This window comes from Porphyromonas crevioricanis (assembly GCF_900476255.1).
Lineage (GTDB): Bacteria > Bacteroidota > Bacteroidia > Bacteroidales > Porphyromonadaceae > Porphyromonas > Porphyromonas crevioricanis.
The window spans coordinates 58,855-83,797 of sequence record NZ_LS483447.1 but is presented as its reverse complement, the minus strand read 5'-3'; the positions used below and the strand labels follow the sequence as shown (position 1 = coordinate 83,797).

The 24,943-nt window shown below is 46.0% G+C and carries 19 protein-coding genes; 8 read left to right on the top strand and 11 right to left on the bottom strand.

What is annotated here, in order from left to right; translation table 11 throughout:
- Positions 1 to 79: 79 nt before the first annotated feature.
- From DQN70_RS00365 to DQN70_RS00325, 8 genes are all read left to right on the top strand, one after another.
- Complete coding sequence (locus tag DQN70_RS00365; protein ID WP_023939840.1) at positions 80 to 1,462, top strand: T9SS type A sorting domain-containing protein; 1,383 nt, start codon at positions 80 to 82, stop codon at positions 1,460 to 1,462.
- A gap of 707 nt (positions 1,463 to 2,169) precedes the next feature.
- Positions 2,170 to 2,985 carry an SDR family NAD(P)-dependent oxidoreductase gene (locus DQN70_RS00355; RefSeq protein ID WP_023937055.1) on the top strand — a complete coding sequence of 272 codons (816 nt, stop codon included), beginning with the start codon at positions 2,170 to 2,172 and terminating at the stop codon, positions 2,983 to 2,985.
- 519 nt (positions 2,986 to 3,504) lie between these two features.
- Positions 3,505 to 4,164: a CRISPR-associated endoribonuclease Cas6 gene (cas6, locus tag DQN70_RS00350; RefSeq protein ID WP_023937049.1), complete on the top strand. Its 660-nt coding sequence runs from the start codon at positions 3,505 to 3,507 to the stop codon at positions 4,162 to 4,164.
- Positions 4,165 to 4,172: 8 nt separating this feature from the next.
- Positions 4,173 to 4,760, top strand: coding sequence for a hypothetical protein (locus DQN70_RS00345; RefSeq protein WP_023937047.1), 588 nt, complete (start codon positions 4,173 to 4,175; stop codon positions 4,758 to 4,760).
- Complete coding sequence (cas3, locus tag DQN70_RS00340) at positions 4,721 to 6,898, top strand: CRISPR-associated helicase Cas3' (RefSeq protein WP_231968842.1); 2,178 nt, start codon at positions 4,721 to 4,723, stop codon at positions 6,896 to 6,898. The genes DQN70_RS00345 and cas3 overlap by 40 nt, the downstream gene beginning before the upstream one ends.
- Complete coding sequence (locus DQN70_RS00335) at positions 6,895 to 8,211, top strand: hypothetical protein (protein WP_023939830.1); 1,317 nt, start codon at positions 6,895 to 6,897, stop codon at positions 8,209 to 8,211. Before cas3 ends, DQN70_RS00335 begins: the two co-directional genes overlap by 4 nt.
- 19 nt (positions 8,212 to 8,230) lie before the next feature.
- The gene (locus DQN70_RS00330) at positions 8,231 to 9,343 is read left to right on the top strand and encodes a hypothetical protein (protein WP_023937044.1); all 1,113 of its coding nucleotides are present in this window, start codon (positions 8,231 to 8,233) and stop codon (positions 9,341 to 9,343) included.
- A gap of 162 nt (positions 9,344 to 9,505) precedes the next feature.
- A complete protein-coding gene (locus DQN70_RS00325; RefSeq protein WP_023935812.1) occupies positions 9,506 to 11,044 on the top strand; it encodes an AMP-binding protein in 1,539 nt (512 codons plus the stop codon).
- Positions 11,045 to 11,480: 436 nt separating this feature from the next.
- On the opposite strand, the gene DQN70_RS00320 is transcribed toward DQN70_RS00325, so the two are convergent.
- The 11 genes from DQN70_RS00320 to uvrA all read right to left on the bottom strand — a co-directional run bounded on the left by DQN70_RS00320 (position 11,481) and on the right by uvrA (position 24,926).
- Positions 11,481 to 13,799: a DUF5686 and carboxypeptidase-like regulatory domain-containing protein gene (locus DQN70_RS00320; protein ID WP_052521766.1), complete on the bottom strand. Its 2,319-nt coding sequence runs from the start codon at positions 13,797 to 13,799 to the stop codon at positions 11,481 to 11,483.
- Complete coding sequence (locus DQN70_RS00315; protein WP_023935818.1) at positions 13,796 to 14,500, bottom strand: thiamine diphosphokinase; 705 nt, start codon at positions 14,498 to 14,500, stop codon at positions 13,796 to 13,798. Before DQN70_RS00315 ends, DQN70_RS00320 begins: the two co-directional genes overlap by 4 nt.
- 12 nt (positions 14,501 to 14,512) lie before the next feature.
- The gene (gene pnuC, locus DQN70_RS00310; RefSeq protein ID WP_023935820.1) at positions 14,513 to 15,157 is read right to left on the bottom strand and encodes a nicotinamide riboside transporter PnuC; all 645 of its coding nucleotides are present in this window, start codon (positions 15,155 to 15,157) and stop codon (positions 14,513 to 14,515) included.
- Between the two features lie 44 nt (positions 15,158 to 15,201).
- Positions 15,202 to 16,452, bottom strand: a complete 1,251-nt coding sequence (locus tag DQN70_RS00305; protein ID WP_143742793.1) for a hypothetical protein — start codon at positions 16,450 to 16,452, stop codon at positions 15,202 to 15,204.
- Positions 16,401 to 17,018 carry a ribonuclease H1 domain-containing protein gene (locus DQN70_RS00300; protein ID WP_023939819.1) on the bottom strand — a complete coding sequence of 206 codons (618 nt, stop codon included), beginning with the start codon at positions 17,016 to 17,018 and terminating at the stop codon, positions 16,401 to 16,403. The genes DQN70_RS00305 and DQN70_RS00300 overlap by 52 nt, the downstream gene beginning before the upstream one ends.
- Before the next feature lie 3 nt (positions 17,019 to 17,021).
- Positions 17,022 to 18,068 carry a tetratricopeptide repeat protein gene (locus DQN70_RS00295; RefSeq protein ID WP_023939817.1) on the bottom strand — a complete coding sequence of 349 codons (1,047 nt, stop codon included), beginning with the start codon at positions 18,066 to 18,068 and terminating at the stop codon, positions 17,022 to 17,024.
- A gap of 154 nt (positions 18,069 to 18,222) precedes the next feature.
- Complete coding sequence (locus DQN70_RS00290; protein ID WP_023935828.1) at positions 18,223 to 18,597, bottom strand: hypothetical protein; 375 nt, start codon at positions 18,595 to 18,597, stop codon at positions 18,223 to 18,225.
- 216 nt (positions 18,598 to 18,813) lie between these two features.
- Positions 18,814 to 19,677 carry a glycosyltransferase family 2 protein gene (locus DQN70_RS00285; RefSeq protein ID WP_231968834.1) on the bottom strand — a complete coding sequence of 288 codons (864 nt, stop codon included), beginning with the start codon at positions 19,675 to 19,677 and terminating at the stop codon, positions 18,814 to 18,816.
- Between the two features lie 97 nt (positions 19,678 to 19,774).
- Positions 19,775 to 20,752 (bottom strand): glycosyltransferase, encoded by a 978-nt coding sequence (locus DQN70_RS00280; protein ID WP_231968833.1) that lies wholly within the window; start codon positions 20,750 to 20,752, stop codon positions 19,775 to 19,777.
- A gap of 227 nt (positions 20,753 to 20,979) precedes the next feature.
- On the bottom strand, positions 20,980 to 22,080 hold the full coding sequence (locus DQN70_RS00275) for an endonuclease/exonuclease/phosphatase family protein (protein WP_023939808.1): 1,101 nt from the start codon (positions 22,078 to 22,080) through the stop codon (positions 20,980 to 20,982).
- Positions 22,080 to 24,926: an excinuclease ABC subunit UvrA gene (gene uvrA, locus DQN70_RS00270; protein ID WP_023935837.1), complete on the bottom strand. Its 2,847-nt coding sequence runs from the start codon at positions 24,924 to 24,926 to the stop codon at positions 22,080 to 22,082. Before uvrA ends, DQN70_RS00275 begins: the two co-directional genes overlap by 1 nt.
- Positions 24,927 to 24,943 lie beyond the last annotated feature (17 nt).

Genomic DNA, 24,943 nt, shown 5'->3' with positions numbered 1-24,943 from the left:
CAGCAGGTGAAGAAAGGAGGAGTTCTAGGTATTGTTCATCGTTAGAATGAGTGTTTTAAGGAATAGGAAAAATAAAATTATGGAAAGAATATTGCAGCTATTTTGTAGAATGACAGTATTGTTTATTGTCTCATTTCTCTCGCTCGTTACAGCGAGAGCTCAAACAGAGCCTTGTATTACTTTTAAGTTCGATCCTTCTGTAGCTCAAGACGGTTCTCCGTACAAATTTACAGGAGTATTGCCGTTGTTAATTGTTGCAGAGGATGCTGTTGTCATCAAAAGTAATGGGATTGAAAATCTTCAAGATTGGAAAAATGGAGAATGGGTATCTTACGAGCTGAAGTCGCAAGACCCCGATCAACCATCTTTTGATGTGGAAATTTATGGAACAGTAACATCCTTCAAGATAACAGATGCTTTAGTAACACAGGTGGATGTTTTGAATTGCCCACAATTGAAAATTTTATCTTGCTCAATGATCCCTCTAAACTCGATAGATCTCAGTAAGAATTTAGAGTTGGAGTACCTTCGTTGTTCCTCAACACAAGTGCTAGACCTATCACTTGTGAACAATAAAAAACTTCAGTATGTCGACTGCAGTGCATCTAATTTGCAATCTTTGGAGCTAAAGGAGTTGAAAGAGTTGAGATTTTTAGATTGTTCGTATAACAACCTGAGAGACTTAAATCTTGCTGCAAATACGAAAATTCAGACTTTGAGATGCTCCAATAATCCGCTCTCAAATCTTGACTTGTCTATGCTTGCAGAACTGGAGGGAATAACTTGTTCGCAGACTAACCTGTCAAGTTTGGATCTTTCTCGTGCAAAGAAGCTCAATGGGGTTATACTAAATAACAATCAAAATTTGGAAACCTTGGTAGTTTCTACGGAATTTCATAAAGCAGAGGATTTGGCAATAATGGATGTATCGAGTAATGCTCTTCGAGAACTAGATGTAACGGGTCTGGATAAATTATTTTCAATTTTTGCCGAAAGGAACAAAATGGATGGGGAAGCAACCTCCCGTTTTATTCAATCACTACCAGATCATAGCTATCCGCATCCCATAAATAACAATAAGCTGTGTATTATAGATACTCAATCCGACAAGGAGGAGAATGTTTGTTATGAGGAAGATGTGAGATTGGCTTGGGAAAAGGGATGGTTATGTGAAGATTACAACGGAGGTCAGCCCATACGCTACATGGGGTCGAAGCCAATTGCAGCAGAGGTTGTACAATCAGAGCAAGTGCAGCTGTATCCTAATCCAATGTCCAGTAATCTTCAGATAAGAGGAGCTGAGGCCTTTGTTGAGGTAATACTGTTTACTGTTGAAGGCGTAGCAATTATGAATGCAAAGTGCAATGAGGATGGAGCTGCCGATTTTGATGTGTCTCATTTGCCACAGGGATCTTACCTTGTCAAGGTCGGAGAAAGGTCAATTCCCGTCATTAGAAAGTAGTTTTTTTGCTTTCTGAGAAAACTGAAAGATATCTCCTGATAGAGTGCTGTTCTATCAGGAGATATTTTTTGCTCTTAAGAAACCGTTGCATGACACGCTACTTGCTTTGTCGTCTTGGCATTCGTGGCTATAACGATAGGTATACTCCCCACTCTCAGTCTCAATCCCTTCAAGATTACTGTATTTTGCAATCTGTGCACAAAGGTCTCCCTTTTTCTAAGGACTGTTGCGTGGATTATCAAAAGGCTGTTCTAGAAATCTTGAAGGTATTACCTATTTCTATTTATTGAAGTTGGTGTGTTTTGTAAATTTTGGTCGTGGCGGAAACCGGAAAATAGAGGAGAAAAAGGGTCTGTGGACAAGTGTATGCAACCTCCTTCTTATTCTCTTTTTTACCACCCTCCAGAATGCCGATGAATAGGGCGTTCTGAGAGGGTCGATTTTCTCTCCTGAGAGAAATTTCCTTTTCCCCTGTGTTAGCAAAAAATATCTCCTATGGGGATCAAAAAAGGAGGAAAAACACGATCAAAATAGCCCTAATTCGAGTAGAAAAAAGTGCCTTTCTGTGTAAATGGAAAAACATAGAAATAAATAGAATGAGGCATATCGAGAGGGATTCTTTTGGACTCTAAACAGAGCCGGAGAAATGCAACGGTTTCGGTTAGTTGTAGTACCTTTCGGCCGATCCTCTCTCTTCGACCACAGTTATGCATCTGCTTTATCCTACCCCTCGCTGCTCCGAACACCGTCTAAAGGTGCACTTCAAGGGGCGTTGGGTTGTCATTACGGGGGGTTCATCAGGCATAGGAGCTGCATTGGCTCGACGATTGATTCGCTGTGGAGCCTCTTTGCTTCTCATTGCTCGCCGGGAGACAGAGCTAAAAGCTCTTTGCCAGGAGGCGGAGCGAGCAGGTTGCCACGCTATATACCGAGCCGTAGATTTGCGTCGAAGAGATGATTTGGAGCAACTTTGTGAGGAGCTTCCCGGCCTGCTGCCTTCGGTCGATTATTTCTTTGCCAATGCAGGTAAATCTATATGTAGGCCCCTTCTCGAGAGTCTGGATCGTGCACACGACTTTGATCGCACTATTGACCTGAATTATAGAGCTATGGTGCACTTGGCTCTTGCGCTGATACCCAGTTTGAAGCGAGCTAAAGGGGGCATCATTTATACTTCCTCGGTGAGTTTGCTCTACCCGAAAACTCCCCATTGGTCAGCCTACCATGCCTCGAAAGGAGCTGCTGATCTCTGGTGCCGAACAGCTCAAATGGAACTCCCTCCACAAGGCATTCAGGTGCGTATCGCCTACATGCCATTAGTGGCGACCTCTATGTCGCAGGCGAATAAGGCTTATAGGCACTTACCTTGCTACACCGCAGACGAGGGAGCTATGCTTTTGCTTCGCTTGGCTACCGGCAGACGGTTGTTTTATGTCCCTTGGTGGGCTCGGCTTACGGCTCCCCTGACACACCTCTTCACTCCTCTACTACGCTGGCTCTATCTCTATCGCCTGCTCCGTTAGCTCTTAGCTGGAGACTTCTCCTTCTCTTGTACATTATATGTGGATGAGAGCATTCCTCTATCCTCTGGCACTCGCTGCCTTATTTTCAATATTCGAGCTTGCTCATAATGGTAAGTATACTCCTTGTGTGCTCCATCTCAATGCCTTCAAGATCAACGCATTCCACAGAGCCAATAAAAGGCAAGATTTAATCGCCATTTAGGAGTCCGTGCAAAGTTTCCTAAACAAAAAATCTACGATTTATCCATATCAGAGGACAATAGAATCTAATTTGTATGTTTGCAAAACATATTTCTGTTTTCTTATCCGAATAAAATCGCTGCGGTTTTTGATAGGAGAGCCCGAAGGGCTGATCTCGCTTTTTTGAGCGTGATAGGGTAGGCTTGAGGTCTCGTAGTGCATTTCTACAGAAAGACCTGCCAGCTATGTCTGCTCCGTTCGTTGTGTTCTATTTTGGATTAGAAAGATTTGTGAAATGTATTCCTTAAAGACTGTTTGGAAAAATAATTCAATCAAGATATGAGACTATACATAAAGGTATCGGCTTCTAATCGGCCGATCGATTTTAATTATCAATCCTTACTCACGGGTTGTGTACATAAATGGCTGGGAAGAGAGAATAGCGAGCATGGGCAAGTGAGTTTGTACTCATTTTCGTGGTTTCAGAATGTCGAGACGACTAAAGAGGGTATCAAGCTACTGGACGGCTCTTTCTTTACTCTCAATTTTTATGATTCTGAGCCGGCACGAAGAGTGGTCAAAAGTATTTTGGAGCAACCCGAAATGTTTGCAGGTACACGAGTGGTCGATATCCGTCTTCAGCCTACACCGGACTTTTCTCGAAAGGAGCGTTTCTTCTTAGCCAGTCCAGTCCTTATAAAAAGACACAACGAAGTCAAAGAAACGCATTACACCTACCAGGACAAGGAGGCAGACCTTTTTATGACCGAAACACTAAAGACCAAGGCGCGTATGGCAGGGTTGGAAGCAGAGGATGTGAAAGTCTACTTCGACCGAGATTATCCCAATCCCAGGGTCAAACTCATCTCTTACAAGGGCATAAAGAACAAGGCTAATCTCTGTCCCGTAGTCGTGGAGGGGAGTCCAGAAATGGTTGCTTTTGCGTGGAATGTGGGTATTGGTAATAGCACCGGAATAGGATTTGGGGCACTAAAATAGAGACGACCATGGATAGAACTCTTTATGTTGTGAAATATACCGGCCCTTTCGGCTTCATCAAACCGTGGACCAGTGTGAGAGATAGCGAGACTTTCTCTCAACAATTTCTAACGCCCAGCATCGTCGAGGGGATTGAGAGGAAACTTTTTCCCGAGCTATTGAGTGTTTCCGGCATTCAGAAGATTGTCAGACACAGGCTCTCTTATGAGCAAATCTCTCAACAGCAGGAGATGATGCAAACAAGGGGATGGAATAGGACAAGGAAGGGAAGTGACTATTTGTATCGGAGGGATACCTCCATTATTATACGTGGTGTGCTCATCAACCCTGTGCTCTACTTGGCTTTCAAAGAGCAGGAAGATGCCCAACGTGCCTTCTCTCAGCATATCTGTCTTGTACGAAACGAAGACATTGTGTTTCCTCAAGAGATGCTGGTCTTGTCCGAAAGTGAGTTTGATGATGAAGAGCAGATGGCCGGTTTCGAGCTTATTTTTGAGAGGAATGATCGCTCCTTCCCTGTGGGTGTTAACAGAAAAACAGGGGAACAGATGTATGGTTGGCTAAAAATAGTGGGCTCTCCGGTCAAGAGTTACTGATGGACGACTTGTTTGCCAAATCGGGTCCTGAGAGAGCTACATTGCTTGCCCATACAGAGCAGGTTGCTTTGGTCGCAGAAAAGATGGCGAACCATCTTTCTGTGGATATAAATATTGCTCGGAATGGAGCCATTCTGCACGATATAGGCAAGGCACATCATGTTTTTCAGGATCGTTTGGAAAAAGCTCCACAACCCAGCAGTACTTCTTTTCGTCACGAGATAGCCTCTCTCTTTTTCCTCTCTGCCTTTCCCAAGGAACAGTGGAATGCACTCATAGAGATGGTGGTAGGCCATCATAAGTCAGTCAGGAGAGACATTTCAGGATTGGGATTACTTGATTTGGAAGAGGAGTGCGACTATGTAGATTACCATTTGGGTAGGTGGCAAGAATGGTCCGAGAGAGCTTGGAAAGTATTGCTTGCTCTGGGCATTCCTTACCGGCACATATCCGTAGAGGAGGCTATTGACAATTTGCAGTACTCTATTGATTATTGCGAAGAACGGACAAGAGAAAGAGCTGTTTCGGAATGGAGAGGGCTCTTGATGGGAGCAGATCATTTTGCATCCGCAGTTTCGGGAGCAGTGCAAACATTTCTTCCCCGTCTCTTCAGAAGCCCTGATTTGTCTTTCTACAATCGTCCTCACCCTCTCTATTCTCTTTCGCTGTTGGATGCCAATGCTCCCCAGAAGCATACTATTGTAGTTGCCCCTACGGGAGCAGGCAAGACGGACTACCTGTTCCGCAGATGTAGCGGACGTGTCTTTTATACCCTTCCTTACCAGGCTTCGATCAATGCCATGTATCAGAGAGTGGCCAATGATCTCGAGAGAGATAATCAGGAGCTCGACATACGTTTGCTTCACTCCACCTCGCAGGTCGTAAAACGTCGGGGAAGAGACGAGGAGACGGTACTCCAGTCGCACATCGGTTCTGCCGTCAAGATACTGACTCCCCATCAGTTGTCGGCTTTGGCTTTCGGGATGAAAGGATATGAGGCCATGCTGCTTGACCTGAAGGACTGTGATGTTATTCTGGATGAAGTACATACCTACTCGGGCATATCGCAGGCTATTGTATTGAAGTTGGTCCAGATCCTAAAGAGAATAGGCTGTAGAGTACACATCGGTACTGCTACAATGCCTTCTTTGCTCTATCGCAAAATAGGGGAGATTTTGGGAGACGATGTTTTGGAAATAAAACTCTCTTCCGAAGAGTTGGATAGGTATGACCGGCACATCATTCACAAAGCGACCTCTTTTGAATCCCTTTTCTCCCTCATAGGGCAGGCCATCGAGAAAGGAGAGAAAATCCTCATTGTACAAAATCGGGTGAAGAAGGCTCAGGAAGTCTATGAGCAAATTCGGGAGATATATCCATGGATACCTTCTTTGTTGTTGCACAGTCGTTTCAAAAGAAAAGACCGAAATGAAAAGGAGAGAGCTTTGCTTGGTCTTGATGAAGAGGGTAGGTCATTGCATCAGTTCAATACCTCGGATGAGGCTTGCGTTGTGGTAGCAACACAGATTGTGGAGGTTAGCTTGGATATAAGCTTTGATGTGATGATTACCGAGTGTGCCCCTCTGGATGCCATGATCCAGCGTTTCGGGCGAATCAATCGCAAAAGAAGTAAGGAGCGTATTGGGCAGCTGAAAGATATTTATGTGATAGCCCCGTCTGAGAGTAAGAAAGAGGCCAAACCTTATGATGTGGACATCCTGCAAAAATCGTTTGAGGTATTGGAAGACGCCCAACCTTTACGAGAAAGAGAATTGCAGTCCAAAATAGATGAGGTATTTACTTCTATCGACTTTTTGGAGATCGAAGAGCATTCGATTTTCAAGGCCGACGGCAGAATTACGATAGACTGTCTGACGCACAACAGCAAGGCGATACTATTCAAGTTACTGGATATCGATAGCGTTGTTTGCGTAACAGAGAGTGATGTGTACGAATATGAGAAAGGAGATTTGGAGACAAGACTTCAGTTGGAAATACCCTCTTATTTCTCCGCTGTGGCACAAAGGAGACAACTCGAAAAGGGAAACCGCCCTTTCATTGTGCCGGACGAAGCCTATTCCTCCGAAATGGGCTTAGATATTGATATGATAAACAACAATGTAGGAGTGATAATATGATAACCTCTGTAATTGGAAAGACGTTCCTAAAAGCCTTTAACGAGAAAAATAACTCAAAGTTATCTGCCAAAGAGTTCTTTAGTCAGGTCTATTTCGAGTTGTTCTTTAATCATCCTAAGTATATGCAGTGGGTGACCAATTCCCCCTTTGTCCAGATGAGTAAGGGACAGAAGGTGCACCTCTTGACTCCCGACGAAAGGAAGGAGAAGCTGGAAAACCTTTACGACAAAATAGAGAACGAATCTCCTGATGCCAGTTTTGCTTTGGGCTACCCTGCATCGGAAGAAACAGAATTTGCGAGTACATCGGGGCTCACAACCGATATTGTTACAGAGAGTGACAAGGAGGATATCTATTGTTCTTGGATTGGCTCGGGGCTGGGCATTGGAGTAGCAGGAGGGTACAACTTCTTGATCGACGACCCCGAACTGTTGCTACTCGTATTTGAAGGATGGGGATATTATCGCAAGTACCTGAACGACCCCACTCTTGAGAAATTGCGAGGCAATCAGATAAACTCCTGGAATGGGCAGTGGCTCACTTACAGATTGGGGAAAAGTTATCGCGAAGACTTTGATTTCTCAACCCTCGAAAATGAAGGCATATTTGCGGTGAATGAGAGTCAGATAGAGGTCAATACAGTTGATTGGTCCAATCTGTTTTTTAGCCTTTCACGGCATTATCCCAACGGAGAATTGACCTCCTACGTCTACAGCTTTGGACAGACTAATAAAACGATCGGATTTATTCCCATCTATTTGAAATCGGGTACGAGGCTAAGAGATGTTTACAGACAGCTCTACGAAGGGGCTGATCGTTTCGACAGTAAAGATTTTCAAGCCTTGTACGGAAGACATATCAAAAGGGCTTGTGAATTAGGAAGTATAGGATTACAAGCATTGCGCCCGAAAAATTTGGAGAAATATATGCTGGAGGCAAAGACTTTCACAATCAAGAAAGAAGAAGAAATAAATATTTATCAATCATATAAAACCTGGTTAATTGCTATGTTGTCAAGGAATAAGCAAGAGATTACGGACTATACTGCAGAATTGGCAAATCTAATTCTGCGCTATAGGCAAGGGGCTTCGGGGACAGAACGGAAGAATCTGATCGAAAAGAAACTTTTTGATGTAAAAACCAAGAAGCAGTTTATAGAAGCTCTTACGGAGATGCTGGCAGGAGTAGACAAGGACGATTTGGCACAATTGAAAACTTTGAAAGACGAGGTGCATTTGATGACCAATGAGGAGTTCGTCTATTTCAATACATTGCTCAAGTTTGATTACACCTTTGTGGAAAAACAATCATAAACAATAAACATACAAGACTATGAACACCATTTATATCCGTACGCTCAAAAGAGCAGAGCACACTGTTTTCTGTGTTGCAGATGGTCAGAAATACTACTACGACCCTCAATTTAGTCGTCGTATTCCTTTCTCAAGTGGGCAACAGGTCAAAAGGTCCATATTGGATGCGATTTGCGAGTACTTGGGAGAAACCCCGAGCCCTACGACTTTTCTCTTTGATGTGACCAAGCAAAAGGAACTTAAAGAGGGTGAGGTCTATGCTACTTGTGACCCTTCCTATGTAGACCAACTCTTCGGAGGCTGGATGAAAGCTGAAAAAAAATCTCAGGACAAGAAAAAGAAGAAAAAGACTTTGGAGGAAGGAGAGGGGCAAGAACAAGAGGATAGAGGGAGAACATTAAAAAGAAGAAGTCCTCTCTCTATCTCAGCTATGAGAGGTCTCCATCCCCTTTTAGCCGGGCTGAGTACGGAAGATATTTCGTTTGATAGAAGTGACAGACCCAATAATCGAGCTATTGTAAGAGATGAAACAGGGCGAGTCCTTTCGGAAGAAGAAATTATGCTTTTTCTTGAAGGGGAAGATCGAAGTTTGAGCAGAAAATGGATTCCGAGTAACAGCCGTGCCAGTGGTTTATTCGTTTCTGATATTGCTATTGATTTGAGACGATTGTTCTGTGTTTCTACCAACCAGCTTGAGCCTGAAATGTCTAATAGTACCATCAAAAAACTGATAAGTGAGGGTTGGACTCCTTCTCAAAATGTCTTTGGCGAATGTCTGGTCGCTCCCAAAGCCTTGCGTGAGAAATGGATCAAAGGCTTGGCAAAAGCCATTGTAAACTGGAGAATTACTTCTAACCAGTCACGCACATTCAGTCTGATGGATACACTTGCTATCTCAATTGGAGATAATGCTAACCTGATTGCGGGAAGTATTAGGGCTAAACTGTCTGAGGAAGATCCAGAAAAAGCAATGCCTATCATCGATGAGACTTTAAGCAATGTGGATACATTCATCACTTTGCAGGCCGGGGGATACGTACCAACTACTGGAGAACGGGCTGATGCGCTCGAAAAAGCAGAGCAAAAACTGGTCAAGCTAATGATGGCATTTGATTACGAAAATCAAAAGTAAAAGACCTTAGATAGTCTTAGGTAGCAACAAAAAGGGGCTGCTTCAAAATCTATGTTTTGAAGCAGCCCCTTTAAGACGACGAGATACCCTTATACAGGGTACAAATTCAAGTGCAAGGAGACACCATTGTGCAGATTTTCTAACACACACTTCCGACTTCTTATGAAGACATCCCAGACATATTCTGTCTTTCAGACTCTTATTAAGCTGCATTTCATTACTCCTAAGGGATTGTATCGCTGGGTAAAGAGCCTGCTTTCTGAGGGTACTACCCTCATGGCTCTCTTGCGTTTTTCTGCCCAGACTTATCCGCATCAAACAGCTCTTCTCCCCTCCGACGGAGCTTCTTTGTCTTATAGCGAGTTGTATCAAAGAGCAACACAGTTAGCCTACTTGCTTCAGGGGCACTATGAGCTCAAGGCTGGGCAACGAGTCGGACTTCTCTGTCGCAATCACAGCATGGCTGTATTACTTTTGCCCGCTCTCTCTCGTCTTGGCGTGCATACGCATCTGCTCAATACCGAGATGGGAGGAGAGAAGTTGGATGAGTTGCTTCATAAGGGAGGAAGGTATGATTTGCTTATTCTCGACGAAAATCTCCGTGAGAAAAGTCTTCCCTCCTCTCTTTCGATTGCTTTTGTCACTATAGAGAATGTTGAAAGCCTGTTGACGCGGAATCTGGTACCACAAGGAAAACTACCTCGCATACGAAGAGGCGGCGAGCTAACTGTGCTCACGGGAGGATCGAGCGGTCATTACAAGGCTGCTTCTCGACGCCCTTCTGCCACACAATTCCTCCCGCCTCTTTTGGCTCTACTCCGGCAGATTGGCATACATCGCTATCGGAATGTATACATAGCCCTCCCTCTCTACCATGGATTCGGTTTGGCAACGCTCATCACTTCGCTTGTTATGGGCAAGGAAATTTTACTTACTCGTCATTTCGACGCAGAGCAAGCTCTGCAAGCTATTCACAGGCATGGTATCGAAGTGGCTCCCTTGGTACCTGTCATGCTCTCCCGGATGCTTCAAAAATCTTCTTCGGCAGAGCAACTGGCCTCTCTTCGTTGTATTATATGTGGAGGGGATCGACTTGAGAGAAAACTTATTCAAGAGACACACGAGAAGTTAGGTAAGGTGGTTTACAATCTTTATGGTACCTCTGAGGCTGGTTTCTTTCTTTTGGCCACTCCTGATGATTTGGAGCGATACACAGAGACCACGCTTGGCCGTCCCATACGAGGTGTGCATTGTCGATTGGAGCAGGTCAGTGCTGATGGGGTAGGAGTCTTATGGGTTCGTTCGGGTTGGGCTATGCAAGGGCGAGATAAACAATGGCAGGCCACAGGCGATTTGATGCGTTGTAATCAAGAAGGGTATTACTTCTATCAAGGACGTGCCGATCAGATGATCGTTTCCGGAGGTGAAAATATCTATCCGGAAGTGGTGGAACGCACTATCGCTGCTCACCCGGAGGTCTTTACCGCCAAGGTTTTCCCTATCCCTCATCCTTCTTTCGGACAGGTATTGGCTGCCCATGTGGAGTGTTGCAATAAGGAATATCCTCTGAGCGAAGAAGCATTGCGAGCATGGCTTCGTCCTCGATTGGCACGGGCTGAAATGCCCCATCGTATCACTTTCGGATCTGTACAACTTTTAGAGACTGGCAAAAGAAAATCGGGAGAAATCCCGCTTAAATGAGTAGGGAGGCTTTTGGCCTTGTGTCGAGGTTGGGAGAGGATTTCACTTTCTCTTCGAGAGTAATGTTCGGTATGCATACTCCCACCCATCGGAGATCAGAGATTCTTACCTCCAATGAAACCGGGGTAAATACTCCCTATTTAGAAACGTAAGGCAAATCCAAATCGAAGCCCTTGACGAGGGACTCCGGGTTTATTTTGTTGTGAAAAGCGATAGAAATACTCTAAGCGGAGGAACTTGAGAATGTTTTCCAACCCGACGCTTCCTTCTGTGTACCATGTATTCTGCATTGGACCAACATTTTCTGGGAAAATAAAAAGCCCGGGAGCAGGTGGTTGATTTTTAGAAGTCAGATCTCCCCAAAGAACATGAGCCGAAACGATTTCGCGCAGTCCTAATGTTCGCAATAGAGGAATGCGGTTCAATATCAATCCATTCAGGTGATAGGTGGCGTGCAGCCCGGCCCATCGGTCAGCGATAAAAGTTGGAAGGCGTCGTTCCGACGTACATAGCTGCTGTTGGAGGGAGCAATAGCTAGGAGGGGATAGGGAGCTTTCGTCCATAGAATGCCTGCGTTGAATCGCATATCTATAAAGCCAAGGAAGGACATTCGCAAAGTCTGATAGTAGGACAAATCCGTACGTTGGAATCCATAATCGCTGCCGAACAGACCGGCAAAAGCCATACGATGACTTAGTCTGAATATGGGGCCACGCTTTGTCAGATTGAAGCCGGATTCGGCTCCTCGACGCCCATTGTAGATCACTCTCATCGGTTCCCACCGCAGAGTAAACCCGAACTCTGTGGTTCGATAATTGTCGATACGATGCAGGTTGCCGTTCTCATCTACCGATTCATATACAAGTGTGCCGGTAGGTGTTACCTGACGGTAATCGGCATAGATTTGAGTAGAAACGCTGCGGGTCCAATCAGCTGCAAATCCCAGACGATAATTGTCTACATAAGTGCGATTAGTATTTTTTCTCGTTCCGAGTATATCCAACACATTGCCTCGATAGACGGCATCGGAAACTTCTCCTGGGATGAGTATGTCGGACTGAGCGGTCAGGTACAAATTACGGCGAGGGTACTCGTCCACAAAGTACTCTTTCTTCAAGGGTGTATAGGTCAGATTGGCACGATACTTCAGCTTCTCATCCTTGAATCCGTATGCCAGATAGCCATCCAGGAAAAAGTGTTGTGACAAGTTAGCTGTGGTTCCTCCTCCTATTCGAGCTCGAAAACCTTCTACAGCATTTCCGCTGAGAAAAGTTTCAACCGGGCCTATATCTACCTTGCTTAGCTTTTTTCCATCCAGAGTGCCGGCGGGCAAAGAGGCATAGCCGGACATGACAGAACGAGTGAGGAAAGTCAGGAAACGATAGTTGTTGGTTTTTTGCAGGACATTCATCAATTCGTAGACAGCCAATCCTCCGTTGGGCATCGGCTCAGGGCGGAGTTCTTCCCAACGTTTGGTATCAGGAAGGAACGGTACATATCCTTCAGGTCGTTCTTTCCATTCGGCTGGCATAGGTTCGGCCTCATCATCGAAATGAAAGTCATAGAAGACACGTGTCTGATGTGCCTCTATGCCTCCGGGCAAGAAAAGATCATCCGCGGTGATCAAAACTTCAGTTGTTTGCCTGTCGGGTATCCATATGCGGTTGGGTAGACTGTCCTGGCCGGATGTCTCGGGAAGGACTATGGGGCGAAAATCTTGTCTCAAACGTAGCTTGCGCACCCAATTGACATTAGCTGCAACAGGCATATTCAGCTCTACATGTTGCACGGCACACTCTGGGAGGGCCAAGCGAATACGCCCCGAGAATCCCGGTGCATGAGGTTCAAAGGGCACAAAGGTGAGTTCTACACACTTGGCCCCAGCGATATGTAATGTATCCTGAATAAAAAACTTGTAGAAACTCGTGGCAAAGGCAGTGTTCAGAGGAGAAGGGATACGTTGTAACAGGATGGGGATATTTGCGTCATAGATGTCTATTGGACGGAAAATCTCATCTATGTTGGCTGATAGGGGACCTTCATCCACCTCTTCCTCTATCCCTCTGTGATAGCGTACGATACCTCTGCTCAATCGCCCATCAACCTCATTGTGCGTATCTCGACTGATCTTTTCTCGCACAGAAAGAGGAAAAATCAGATTATCCGAAAAGGAAGATGTGTCGGCCATTTGTCTCGAACGGACAGAATCCAGACCGAACATTTTCCGACCGGGCTGGTAGTGATCGCTGTAGAGAATTAAGCGTTCGTAAGTGTCGTACTGATAACGTTGTTTAGACTCAATACGGTTTCGTTTCTTAGCCGCAATGGCTCTGTTGATTAAATCCACAGCCGGATTGTTCTTGCGTCTGTATCTCTGCCGTTTCGGGCGAACAAAGAGGGTGGATAGATGGACGCTTTCGGAGGAGAGCCGCACCTTTACTCCTCGACGCATCTCCCCGGGTTTGAGTGTGATATGCTGAGAGGCAAAGCCTACATAGCTCACTACGACCTTGCGGTATCCTTTAGAAGAGGTTAGTTTGAAGTAGCCGTTCTCATCCGTACTAGTTCCTTCTTGGCTATTTTCTTCAAAAACAACTGTTACGTAGGGGAGTGGATCCCCACTGATGGAATCTACCACAACTCCCTCTATACCAGTGTTGGTCCGCTGAGCTACAGCTGGGATGACCGAAAAAAACAGGCAAAACAAAAGGGTTTGCCACCATCGGCTTTGGACTGACTGTCGGGTCTTTTTCACCGGCTGCGTTTTTTTGTCTCGTCTTGCAGAGATATAACAATTGGGGCCGAACTGTTCACCTCGAAGCTCTCTGCCTGCATCTCATTGAGTGTCCCCATCCAGAGTTCAGACAAAACCTGCCGGTGAAGCTCCCATTTGAGCCCTTTTGTACTGAGGGGTGAATGACAAAAATCAAAAAGAGATACTTGCCGGCCGGGAGAACCGAAAATGCGAGCTTTCCCCTCAAAAGCATAGAGGCATCCATAAGGCGTAGGAGCCACAATCAGTTCGAAACCCATGCGTATATAGGAGGGAAGCAGGGCGATGTTGCCTAAAGTGTGATCCTCTCTCAATCCGGTAAGACCCAGAATGCACAGAGAGGAAGGAGCATAGCGACTCTGCACATAATGCACTGTCTTGGTCAAATCATTGGTCTCTTGATCGTTCATACGATGAACCTGATCTCCCAAGGCTTTGAGACTTTTTTCAGAAATAGAATCTAAATCTCCCACCACTGCATCCGGCAGTCCATACCCGGCTTTCTGCAATCTGTCGAATGCTCCATCGCAACATACCAGACGTCGGTCAGACTTTACATAAGAGGCTGACAATATGGAAGCACTCAGGCTTCCTTCGGCTGGAAACTCTCCAGCAGCCAGAATAGAGACTAATGGTGCATTGCTCGCAGAAATAGCAGGGATTATCAGTGTGTGTTGTTGCATGGCAAAATATCTCTAAGTAGCCGAATAATGTGATTGGGACTGGGCTCTCTGCATTCTAATCCATTGTCTGTAACCGATCACGGAGAGGGAGACATTAACCACAAATACGACCCCGGAGATCCAGTATCTAGTGTGAAAGAATATAATAGAAGAGAAGATATTGGCAAAAAGCCAACACAACCACTGCTCCTTGACTTTGAGAGCCAACCATATCATCCCCACGAAGCTAATCAATGTGGCCAAAGTATCAGCCCAAGGCAGAGAACTAGTATTCTCAGCCGGAATATCAAACCAACCCCAACAGTTGCTCAACAAACCATAAGTAGGAACAGCAAGGAGCACCATACCTAATAAACTCAGAGCAAGAAGTTTTCCCCAGAGTGTGCGTATTTGGCCTTGTTCTGTCCCTTTGGGGTTGCGGGCCCACATGACCCAGCCAATAATCGTGGTTATCAGGTAGTAGGTATTGACAACTACGTTGCCATAGAAGCGAGATTCCATAGAGATATAGATCCAGAAAATAGGAAGTATGACACCTAATGGCCACATCCACATGGAAGCCTTTATCTCGAAGTAGATCCAGAGAAAAGTTATTGCTGCGGCCAGAAGCTCTATGGCATTCTCTTGTAGAAAAGTTGATATAGTATTCCAATCCATATGGCGCAAAGGTAGTTGATAATCCCAAACGAAAGGAAGGTAAACTAAGCTGGGAATACTTGGTTAAAAGGGGGTGCAGAGCTTTCTTGCTGTGCTACGATGATAGCTTCGAAACGAGCATCTGCTGCTCGTGAACTGAGCTTGATAGCTCCCGTACGGAGTAGGCCATCCGAATCAAATGAAGGAGTAGGTAGATCCTCCCCCGAAGCGATCCCTAATCGGAAGACTCCTCGGCTTCCCGGGGATAGAAGTCGCTCAGCGAGCTTAATTGCCAAATGCCCCATTGTCATACGCAGATTGATTTCCACGGCCGGATAGTAAGCGAGTCGATCGTTATTTCGATAAATAAGTTGATCGATCCCCACAAGACCATGATAGAAAGGAGCTAATTCCCTCTCTATAAATTCTTTTGTCCTTCTTTCCGTCTCTCGCAGGAGCTTTCCTCCCACCAGTTCAGATAACCTTTGTCTAATCTCCTCTTGCGGATAGAGCCAATTTCCGATGTAGCTGCCACGCTCAGTCGTCCGAAAAGCCGAATAACCACACAAGTACACTTGCCCCTCCTTTTCTATCACCCACTCCGATGCTAAGTCGGCCACTCTATCAAGTCGTCGCTCAAGCATGAGATGTCCGGATCGGAGAAGAGCATTGTCTATAGCCTGGCGATTTGCTGTTGACAGAGGAATGGAAAGAGGAATAATCCCTCTCCCGGAAGAAGAATAGGGTTGTTTGGCCAAAGCATGACCGGAAAAGGAGGGTGGCAAATTGGTTATCTCGGAAGACGAGTGGAACGGGATAGCAACGAGTTCGGCAGGATAATCAAGGTTTTGAGATAGTTCCCTCATCAATCGTGCAGCGGTTGTGCGATCGATCAAATTACGAACATGGGGATGTTCAGGAGCAAGAGGAAGTAATTTTTGCCCCAGCTTCTCTATTCTTTTTTGGTAGTTTGCAAAGCCGAAAGCTTGTGGTCCCCATGGACACAAGAGCATTGCTTCATTGGAAATCCGATGTCGTGGAAGGTCCCTCTCCTTGGCATAGGCAATGGCCGGTTGTCCAGCACAAAGCAATAAATCTCCTTTGGAGGAAGGGCAAAAAACAGCATCCCTCTCTGTCCCTAGTGCGGCAAATACAGATGAGAGATCCTGCTCCATGCGTCGTACTATGGAGGGAGGAGTATAGGCCGATGCTTTAGGGAACATATAGCTGGCTTCATTTCCCGGGTTAAAGAGAAATAACTGATTCATTTGCGCCCGAAATCCGCCGGGATTTCTGACCAGCTTCCCGTATCCCATTTGTATATGGGAGTTGTGTATGTATTATGCAGAAGCCAGTTCTCTGCCCGTTTGATGAGATCGAAGATCTTCGCATTTTGTTTTGTAGGCAAAAGCAATGTCTTACACTTCTTCTCTCGCACCCAAGCCATCGCGGTACGGCTATCTGTATAGATGGGTAGATCCCATCCTTTCTGTTTGCACAGAGCCAGACCATGCACCAAGGCAAGAAACTCACCAATGTTGTTAGTCCCTCCTGGTAGAGGCCCCACATGAAAGACAAGCTCTTTACTCCACGTGAACACACCTCTATACTCCATATCTCCGGGGTTACCACTACAAGCAGCATCAACAGACAGACTTCGCCAAATTGGCTTATGCTCCCCTCCTTTTTCCTCTGTTCGGGAGCTTTTCGAAGCAGCATGATAGCCAGCTTCGTATGCTGCGATTGCTTCTTCTCGGTTGGGGTAGGCTCTGTATTTGGAATTATTGTATCCCTCTACTTGAGCTTTGCATTCAAGCCAATCATCGTACACACCGGGGTTGTGTCCTTTCCAAACAACATAGCATTTCTGCTTGCGATTCATTGTCTAATATATCCCTCCGCTGTAAAGATTATCGAAATTGTTTTTGCCACTCTCTGTGTCGACAAATTTTTCGTCAGAAAGCTCTTTCTCCAAATTCTGAACCTCTTCGATATTGCCCAGAGAGTTGTATAGTTCGATGAGAGCCTGCAATAGATCTCTGGAAGGAGCCATTCCCTCCTTAGCTTCTAATAGATCTCGAATAGCTGCATCGGTATTTCCAAGTTCACTGCGAAGCCTGGCTTTGGCAACAAGAGCTTCGATACAAAAAGGATTCAGATTCAAAGCTTGTTCGTAATATCTGATTGCTGCTTCATGATTGTAGCTTGATTGGGCCAACTGTGCCATGAGTAAAGGAACGCGTTCTTCTTCTGGCAATAACTCCACAGCTTGCTGCAGACTCTTGTCTGCCTCAGTGGGGAGATTGGCGGAAATCTCTATCTCTGCTTTTAATAGGAGGATTTGTCCCCTTTCCAGGTACAGGTCGAACAGAGAATTCAAGAGAGAGATTGCTTCTTCGTAGCGTTCCAGGCTTCTGAGTGCACGAGCCTTGATCATGGAGAGTTGGTAGCGACTTAGATCTTCTTTGTCCGGTTCAAGAGTGGCTTCAATTGCCAATGCTTTGTCCACATCAGACAAGCTTTCGGCATAGTGATCCATTTCTAACAACAATCGGCCACGACTTAATAGGGTAGGTAGGTGGTTCGGTTCTTCATCCAGCAAGAGCCCCATTTGCCGGAGGGCTTCATCTTTGTTTCCAGCCATAAGCAGAGCTTCCGAATAATAGTAGCGTGTCTCGAACTGAGTGCTCAGCTCCAGTGACTTCTCCAGTGCTGATAGGGCAAATCGTAGTTCTCCAACACGCATGGCACGTATGGCATCGAACTTAAGTGTATCAGCTTGCCGTTCAGATTGTTTTTCTTGTCGACTTTTCTCTTTCTCTGATAAAATAGAGCCTTCGATAGAGGTGTTTTCATCGCTTCTTTGTCCTGACTTGCTTGTTTCTGTAGTCGATTGTTTGGCTGTACCGAACAGATTACGGAAAAATCCCATAAGTCCTTTATTCTGATTTAATGTTGTTTTGTATTTAGCTCGAGGAAATGTGTTGTGCACAAAAAAACTGTCATCCCCAACCTCTAATGCAAGGGGATGACAGCCTTTTAGGGGATACTTCTTTGCAGTACCTGCAACGAGGACTGATCTCTTCTTATTTCTGCTGAATGGCGTTGGTGATAAAGAGCCAGCGTTCTTGACCATTTGGTCTGGCTTTGATCTCTACCATACGTTCCTTACCGGTGGCATTAGCAGAAATTGTTACAGCCGTAGGGCTAGCAGAAGCAGCAATTACATGGCTTTCATCTCCCTCTACCACTAAAATTTCCCAAGCGGCGGCATAGCGTTCCGGTGTAACATACACATTAACGACCTTGCCTTCTTGTGGTATCGGAGAGTCTATGACATCCGAGTGAGCCAAGAAAGGATAGTCCATTGGACCTTGGCAAGTTTCATTAACACAAGAGGTTGAAGAAATCAATATAGCCAATGTGGCGACTGCCAAAGAAACGAAATACTTAATTTTCATAATCGTTGAGTTTTCAAAGTTCTTTTTACTCGCGTCAAAGATAATGAGTCTTTGCGAAAGTGCAAATGTCGCAAACTGCGAGAGAGGCAATGAAGCAACTTCTGTAATACTTGGAGAAAGATACTAAAACCTAATTTGCTGTTGTCAGATCACATTGATTTGGCAACTCACTACCGAGGCTACAGTTAGACTCTGCCACCAAGTAGAGAGGCCGATTTACAACATTTTGATTAATGCGACTAATGTAGCTGCCGATTGTGCCGATAGCCAGCAACTGTACCCCCCGATAAACATTGTACTGACTAAAAGAGAGGTCCAACCACTCATCGTTTGACCGACGAAGAAGTAGGAGGCAAGGGCGTACAAAATCAACAGAAAAGAGACGATTGACACAAAAAAACCTAAACGAACAACCCATTCCAAGGGTTTTGTCGTGAAGCCTGTGATCCCATCTATTGCCAATGTGAACATTTTGCCGAAGGAGTAACCACTCCTACCATGTCGACGTGGATCTCTGTCGAAAAGGACTGCTGTCTGGCGGTAGCCTATCCAGGAAATTTGAGCCCGAAGGAATTTGTTCCGCTCAGGCATACGTTTTAAGCAATCCACGATCTTACGATCTATGAGTCTAAAGTCCCCGGTGTCGAGAGGAATATGTACAGGGGACGTTGAGTGCAGGAATCGATAGAACATCTTTGCTGTAGTTCTTTTGATCCACCCTTCTCCCGATCTGTGCCGGCGTTGGGCGTAGACCACTTCGTATCCTTCCATGTGTTTTTGGTAGAGCTGAGGGATCAGCTCGGGAGGATCTTGCAAATCTCCGTCTATAATGACAACGGCTTTGCCTCGACAATAGTCCAAGCCAGCAGAGATCGCTACTTGTTGACCAAAATTGCGACTCAGGTCAATGTAAAAAAGATGTGGGTCCGCTTCAGCTAATTGTTTGATAAGACCTAGAGATTTGTCTGTGCTACCGTCATTCACCATTATCAATTCGTAATCGGAGCAGGTCTGACGGGCTGCTATCGAGAGTCTCTCGTACAACTCTGGCAACACTGCACATTCATTGTACACGGGCACGACTATAGAGAGAGAACAAGACATATATCAAAATATCAAACGTGGAGCTTGAAAGGGTAGAACGAGAAGAGTTTCACCACAAAGAAAATCCGAAAAGTCAGGCTTTTCTCTTTTTTCGCAAACAGTGTTTGTAGATTATCGATAGCAACGAACGTGGCATGAAGCGAGGGGGGACACGAAGGCACAGATTGCGTACATACTGCCCTTTGTTGATAAAGCCCATTTTGAGGAAAGTGTTTTGCAAATGAACTTCACTCAGGGCGTATCGCCAGCCTTTACGCCGGCCGTAGGTGTCCCGATTCATTCGGAAGGAGAGCAGTGAGTCTGGCGAACAATAGAGCCGTCCTCCCTGCTGGATAATACGTGCCCAGAGATAGTAATCCTCGAAATAGGGAAAGTGCACATAACCTCCGGCTCGCTGCACACTGCTTTTGCGAAAAGCTACAGCCGGATGATTCATCGGACTGCGATGTTTGGCAAAGCGTTCCAATTCTTGATGTTGCTCAGGCAATCGACGAACGGCGACAATATCCTCGGGCGAATCTGTAAACTCGTCTATGGCACTACTGATCACATCGACTTCGGGATGAGCCTGCAGGTAGGCAACCTGTTGTTCAAAGCGATTGCGATGAGCTATGTCATCCGTATCCATGCGGACAATCAACTCGTGCGAACAATGTCGAAGGCCTATATTGAGGGCATTCCCTAAACCTTTGTTTTGAGGCAGACGTATGTATTTGATCTCTTGAGGGTGATGCTGCTTATAGTCGCACAAGATTGTCTCTAATTCCTTCGTTAATGGCCCATCCCAGACGATCACAACCTCCGGTGCCGGCAAGCTCTGTTCGAATATCGACTGCAAACTGTCATGCAAAAAGTTGGGATTTTCCTTGTAGTAGACAGACATCAAAACCGAAAAACAGTCCGAAGCATATGGTGCCTCAGAAAGGGTCGATGCTGTCCCATTGGTGTCCGAACCTTGGTCTGCCCCCTCATTGAGAGGTTTTGAGTCATGAGGTATCCGGCTACTGATCAAAACACTAAGTTGATTATGTGAATTAGTAGAAAGTTTCACCTTCCGGAACGCAAAGGTATTACATTTATTGTGTATCCATCCCCCTTTTTTTGTCCAAATACAGCCTGGAGTTCTTGCATTGTCATCAAGGTTGTATATGAAAGTTTTGCAAAAATATGAAGTTTGGCAATGATGGGGGTGTTATGTAACACAAGAGGCCTTTTGGCTGACGAGCTGAAGCAAAATAGGAGATTGTAGTCCTCAAACAGCTAAATATCCGATTTGCATTATTTACCTCCCTTCGGGATAAGCATTTCGGCCTCTACCATAACAGGGAAGTGATCGGACACTCCACCGTGATAGTAACTCCCTCGGTAGGTCCGCCGAGGGCGGATTTGTACCGAGCCGAAAGAACGTGGCTCTACGGCTATCGGTGCTGCCACAACACGAAAACTCTGAGGTAGGATACGCAGGGCTGTGTCTTGCAGTGCAAAAGAAGAATACAATATCTGATCTATTTTGCTCCAAACTGATCTATACAAATAGCTACCAGGCGGATCTTTGGGCTGTGGGGATAAGGTGGAGGCATTGATCAGGGCGAAAGAATGGGAAATCGTATCTGTGGATGAGAGGTATTCTTGCACGTTCCTACATCCCAACATATCGGTCGAATTCAATTCCGACGGTTCGGAGTTGAAATCACCCATTACCACTATCAAGGGCCTTGGCTCTTTTTGGCGGATGCTATCTATCGCAGCAAGGAGTTGCGTGGCAGCAGCTCGCCTGTACTTGCTGGTGGCCATAACTCCGCCACGACGTGAGGGAAAGTGACACAAAAGAATATGCAGGCTACGCCAGGATGGTAATAATCCCTTGGCATATAAGATATTTCGAGTGGAGAATTGTGGCTCTTCCGGTAGGCAAACTTCTATCTCATTTTTGTATTGTAGGGCAAAGCAGTCGGGACGATAGAGTAGAGCCACGTCTATTCCTCTTTTGTCAGGACTGTGTGAAATTACATAACGATAGCCTTGTTCAGCGAGTGGAGGGCGAGATACCAGCATCTCCATTACGCTGTCGTTCTCTACTTCGCATAAACCAACAAGAGTCGGCCAGTCGCTTTCCCCTACATGAGATATTACCTCCGTTATCCGATCGAGTTTGCGAAACAATCGCTCCCTTGTCCACTGCAAGCGTCCATCGGGGAGATAGTCATAATCGTTTTTCTCGGGATCGTGTTGGCAATCGAAAAGGTTTTCCACATTCCACTGCATCAGGCGAATGCGCTTGTACGACCGAAGAGGGGCTTCTCCATGAACGGCAAATACATACGATACCCCAAGGATGAGGGGTAATAATAGAAGGAGTGATCGATTCCTCTTACTCATTAACCTTGAGGAAAGTAGGGGCGGAGATATTTTGCTGTCATCGATTCTCCACATAGAGAGGCCTCCTGGGGAGAACCGGCAACCAACAGATGACCACCATTTTCTCCTCCTTCCGGCCCCAGATCTATCAGATAATCGGCTGACTTGATCACTTCGATATTATGCTCAACAACCACGATGGAATGCCCCTTGTCAATAAGAGCATGGAAAGCATCCAGCAGAGTACTGATGTCCTTGAGATGAAGTCCGGTAGTCGGTTCGTCGAAAATGAACAGGGTGGGTTTCAGTAGCTCTACTCCCAGATAGGAGGCCAGTTTCACCCTTTGGTTCTCTCCACCCGAGAGGCTGGAGCTGCTTTGTCCCAGTTTGATGTAACCCAGACCAACTTGCCGAAGGGAGTTTAGCTTGTTTACGATCGTCTTGCAAATACTTACATCTCGATCTTGAGAGAAAAATTCGATTGCTTCATCTACACTCATATTGAGTAGTTGGTAGATATTCACTCCGCGATACTCCACATCGAGAATTTCCTTCCTAAATCTTTTGCCATGGCATTCCTCACATTCCAAAGTCAGGTCTGCCATAAATTGCATCTCTACAGTCACAACTCCCTCTCCTTTGCAGCTTTCGCAGCGTCCGCCCTCTTTGTTGAAGCTAAAGAAGTAAGGCATATAGCCCATTTGATCCGAGAGAGGCTGTCGTGCATACAGCTCTCGGATGTGATTGTATGCTCCTATGTAGGTGACCGGATTGGAGCGAGTAGACCTGCCAATGCTGTATTGATCTACATACTGCACATCGTCTATCAAGTTGAGATCCCCGAGGATAGACTTGCATCCCTTGATAGCTCCTCCCGGCTCATAGAAATGAGTGCGAACATTTTCGTAGAAAATATCCCGGACAAGGGTTGTCTTGCCAGATCCACTCACCCCTGATACGACAGTGAGGCAATTCAGAGGGAAGCGTACATCCAAATTTTTCAGATTATTCAGGTATGCCCCCTTCACTTCTATGTATCGATTCACGGGTCGGGTGTGTGCCGGTATGCATATTTGTTCGCGACCGCTTAGGAAAGCAGCTGTATAGCCCGGTGTTTGTCTGTCGATTTTCCGAGGATCACCGCTATATACAACTCTACCCCCTCCACTTCCTGCTTCGGGTCCCATATCTATCAGGAAATCGGCTTTGCGAATTACTTCTTCGTCATGCTCTACGACCACAACAGTATTGCCAGCATCTCTCAATTGCTCCATCACGGCTATCAATCTGGCTGTATCTCTTTGGTGAAGCCCAACCGTTGGCTCATCCAAGACATAGAGCGAGCCAACCAGATTGCTCCCCAGTTGAGTTGCCAGACTGATACGTTGGCTTTCTCCTCCGGAGAGGGTATCCATTTTGCGAGACAATCCTAAATAACCCAACCCGACCTCTACCAGATAGTATAGTCTCTGATTGATCTCATTCAAGAGCCTCTTGGCGATATACTGGTCTTGCTCGGATAGATTCAAGCGCATAAAGAAGTCTGTTGCCTCGGCGATGGTCTTGTCGCATAGCTCGGCTATGTTGAGCCCTCCGATACGTACACAGAGAGCTTCGGGCGATAGGCGTGCTCCTTTGCAGTCGGGGCAGATAGTACGCCCTCTGAAATGAGCCAGACGTACTCTGTTTTGGATCTTGTGCATTCCGGCCTGGAGCATGGCAAAGTAGTCGTCTATACCTTCTATTTTGGGGTAGCCGTTCTGAGCTTTTACTCCTTTCCAAAGCAACTCTCGTTCGCTTGTTGCCAATTCGCGGTAAGGCTTATGGATAGGGAACGAGTAGGCCGAGGCATTTTGCATGAAAGCTTCAAGCCATTCTCGGCTTTTTACACCTGACCAACAGCTTACTGCCCCCTCGTAGACGGAGAGGGTGGGATCGGGGATTACCAATTGTTCGTCTATCCCCATTACGGCACCGAATCCATTGCATGTAGGGCAGGCTCCTATAGGGGTGTTAAAACTGAAAAGTTGAGGTGTTGGGTCTTTGAACTCCAAACCATCCCGTTCAAAGCTTTTGCTGAAGAGGAGCTCCTGCCATTGTCCATCAGGTTGCTCTACACGCAGGAGGCAGTGACCATGCCCTTCATAAAAGGCATTTTCGGCCGAATCTGCCAACCGGCTCCGCAAATTTGCCGAGTCGGAGTGGTCGATGAGCAGCCTGTCTATCATCAATTTAAGTTCCTCTACCGGAGCTTGCGAGGGATCTTGCAAATAATCACTTATGCGCAAAATCTTCTGATGCCACATCATGCGACTGTAGCCCTGCCGAAGAAGCAGATCTAAGGCACTGTAGTCGTTTTTCCTCCGTTTGGCCGGTAACGACAAATCAACCAGTAAGTAGCAGCGACTGCCTTCGGCCAAATTCATTGCGGCTTCTACCACATCTTTGATCCCCTCTCGCTTGACTTCCTCTCCACTGATAGGCGAGATCGTCTTGCCTATGCGAGCGAAAAGCAAGCGGAAGTATTCGTATAGTTCGGTTGATGTGGCTACGGTAGAGCGTGGACTTCTGGCCGAGACATGTTGCTCGATAGCAATAGCTGGAGGGATACCCTTGATATAGGTACACTCAGGCTTGGGCATGCGTCCCAGAAACTGGCGAGCATAAGCCGAAAGACTTTCTACATACCTTCTCTGTCCTTCAGCATAGAGCGTATCGAAGGCCAGAGAACTTTTGCCGGATCCCGACAAGCCACTCACCACTACCAGACGACCTCTGGGTATCTCCAGGTCAATCTCTTTGAGGTTGTTTACTCGTACACCTTTGAGACTGATGTATTCGTCGGTTGTTGTTACTGTCTGTTTCATTGTTCACAGAGGTATGA

What these genes read in the sequence shown, in the direction of transcription:
- DQN70_RS00365 (WP_023939840.1), top strand. Translation starts at nt 80, where the DNA reads ATGGAAAGAATATTGCAGCTATTTTGTAGAATGACAGTATTGTTTATT.
- DQN70_RS00355 (WP_023937055.1), top strand. Translation starts at nt 2,170, where the DNA reads ATGCATCTGCTTTATCCTACCCCTCGCTGCTCCGAACACCGTCTAAAG.
- cas6 (WP_023937049.1), top strand. Translation starts at nt 3,505, where the DNA reads ATGAGACTATACATAAAGGTATCGGCTTCTAATCGGCCGATCGATTTT.
- DQN70_RS00345 (WP_023937047.1), top strand. Translation starts at nt 4,173, where the DNA reads ATGGATAGAACTCTTTATGTTGTGAAATATACCGGCCCTTTCGGCTTC.
- DQN70_RS00335 (WP_023939830.1), top strand. Translation starts at nt 6,895, where the DNA reads ATGATAACCTCTGTAATTGGAAAGACGTTCCTAAAAGCCTTTAACGAG.
- DQN70_RS00330 (WP_023937044.1), top strand. Translation starts at nt 8,231, where the DNA reads ATGAACACCATTTATATCCGTACGCTCAAAAGAGCAGAGCACACTGTT.
- DQN70_RS00325 (WP_023935812.1), top strand. Translation starts at nt 9,506, where the DNA reads ATGAAGACATCCCAGACATATTCTGTCTTTCAGACTCTTATTAAGCTG.
- DQN70_RS00315 (WP_023935818.1), bottom strand. Translation starts at nt 14,500, where the DNA reads ATGCAACAACACACACTGATAATCCCTGCTATTTCTGCGAGCAATGCA.
- pnuC (WP_023935820.1), bottom strand. Translation starts at nt 15,157, where the DNA reads ATGGATTGGAATACTATATCAACTTTTCTACAAGAGAATGCCATAGAG.
- DQN70_RS00305 (WP_143742793.1), bottom strand. Translation starts at nt 16,452, where the DNA reads ATGGGATACGGGAAGCTGGTCAGAAATCCCGGCGGATTTCGGGCGCAA.
- DQN70_RS00300 (WP_023939819.1), bottom strand. Translation starts at nt 17,018, where the DNA reads ATGAATCGCAAGCAGAAATGCTATGTTGTTTGGAAAGGACACAACCCC.
- DQN70_RS00295 (WP_023939817.1), bottom strand. Translation starts at nt 18,068, where the DNA reads ATGGGATTTTTCCGTAATCTGTTCGGTACAGCCAAACAATCGACTACA.
- DQN70_RS00290 (WP_023935828.1), bottom strand. Translation starts at nt 18,597, where the DNA reads ATGAAAATTAAGTATTTCGTTTCTTTGGCAGTCGCCACATTGGCTATA.
- DQN70_RS00275 (WP_023939808.1), bottom strand. Translation starts at nt 22,080, where the DNA reads ATGAGTAAGAGGAATCGATCACTCCTTCTATTATTACCCCTCATCCTT.
- uvrA (WP_023935837.1), bottom strand. Translation starts at nt 24,926, where the DNA reads ATGAAACAGACAGTAACAACAACCGACGAATACATCAGTCTCAAAGGT.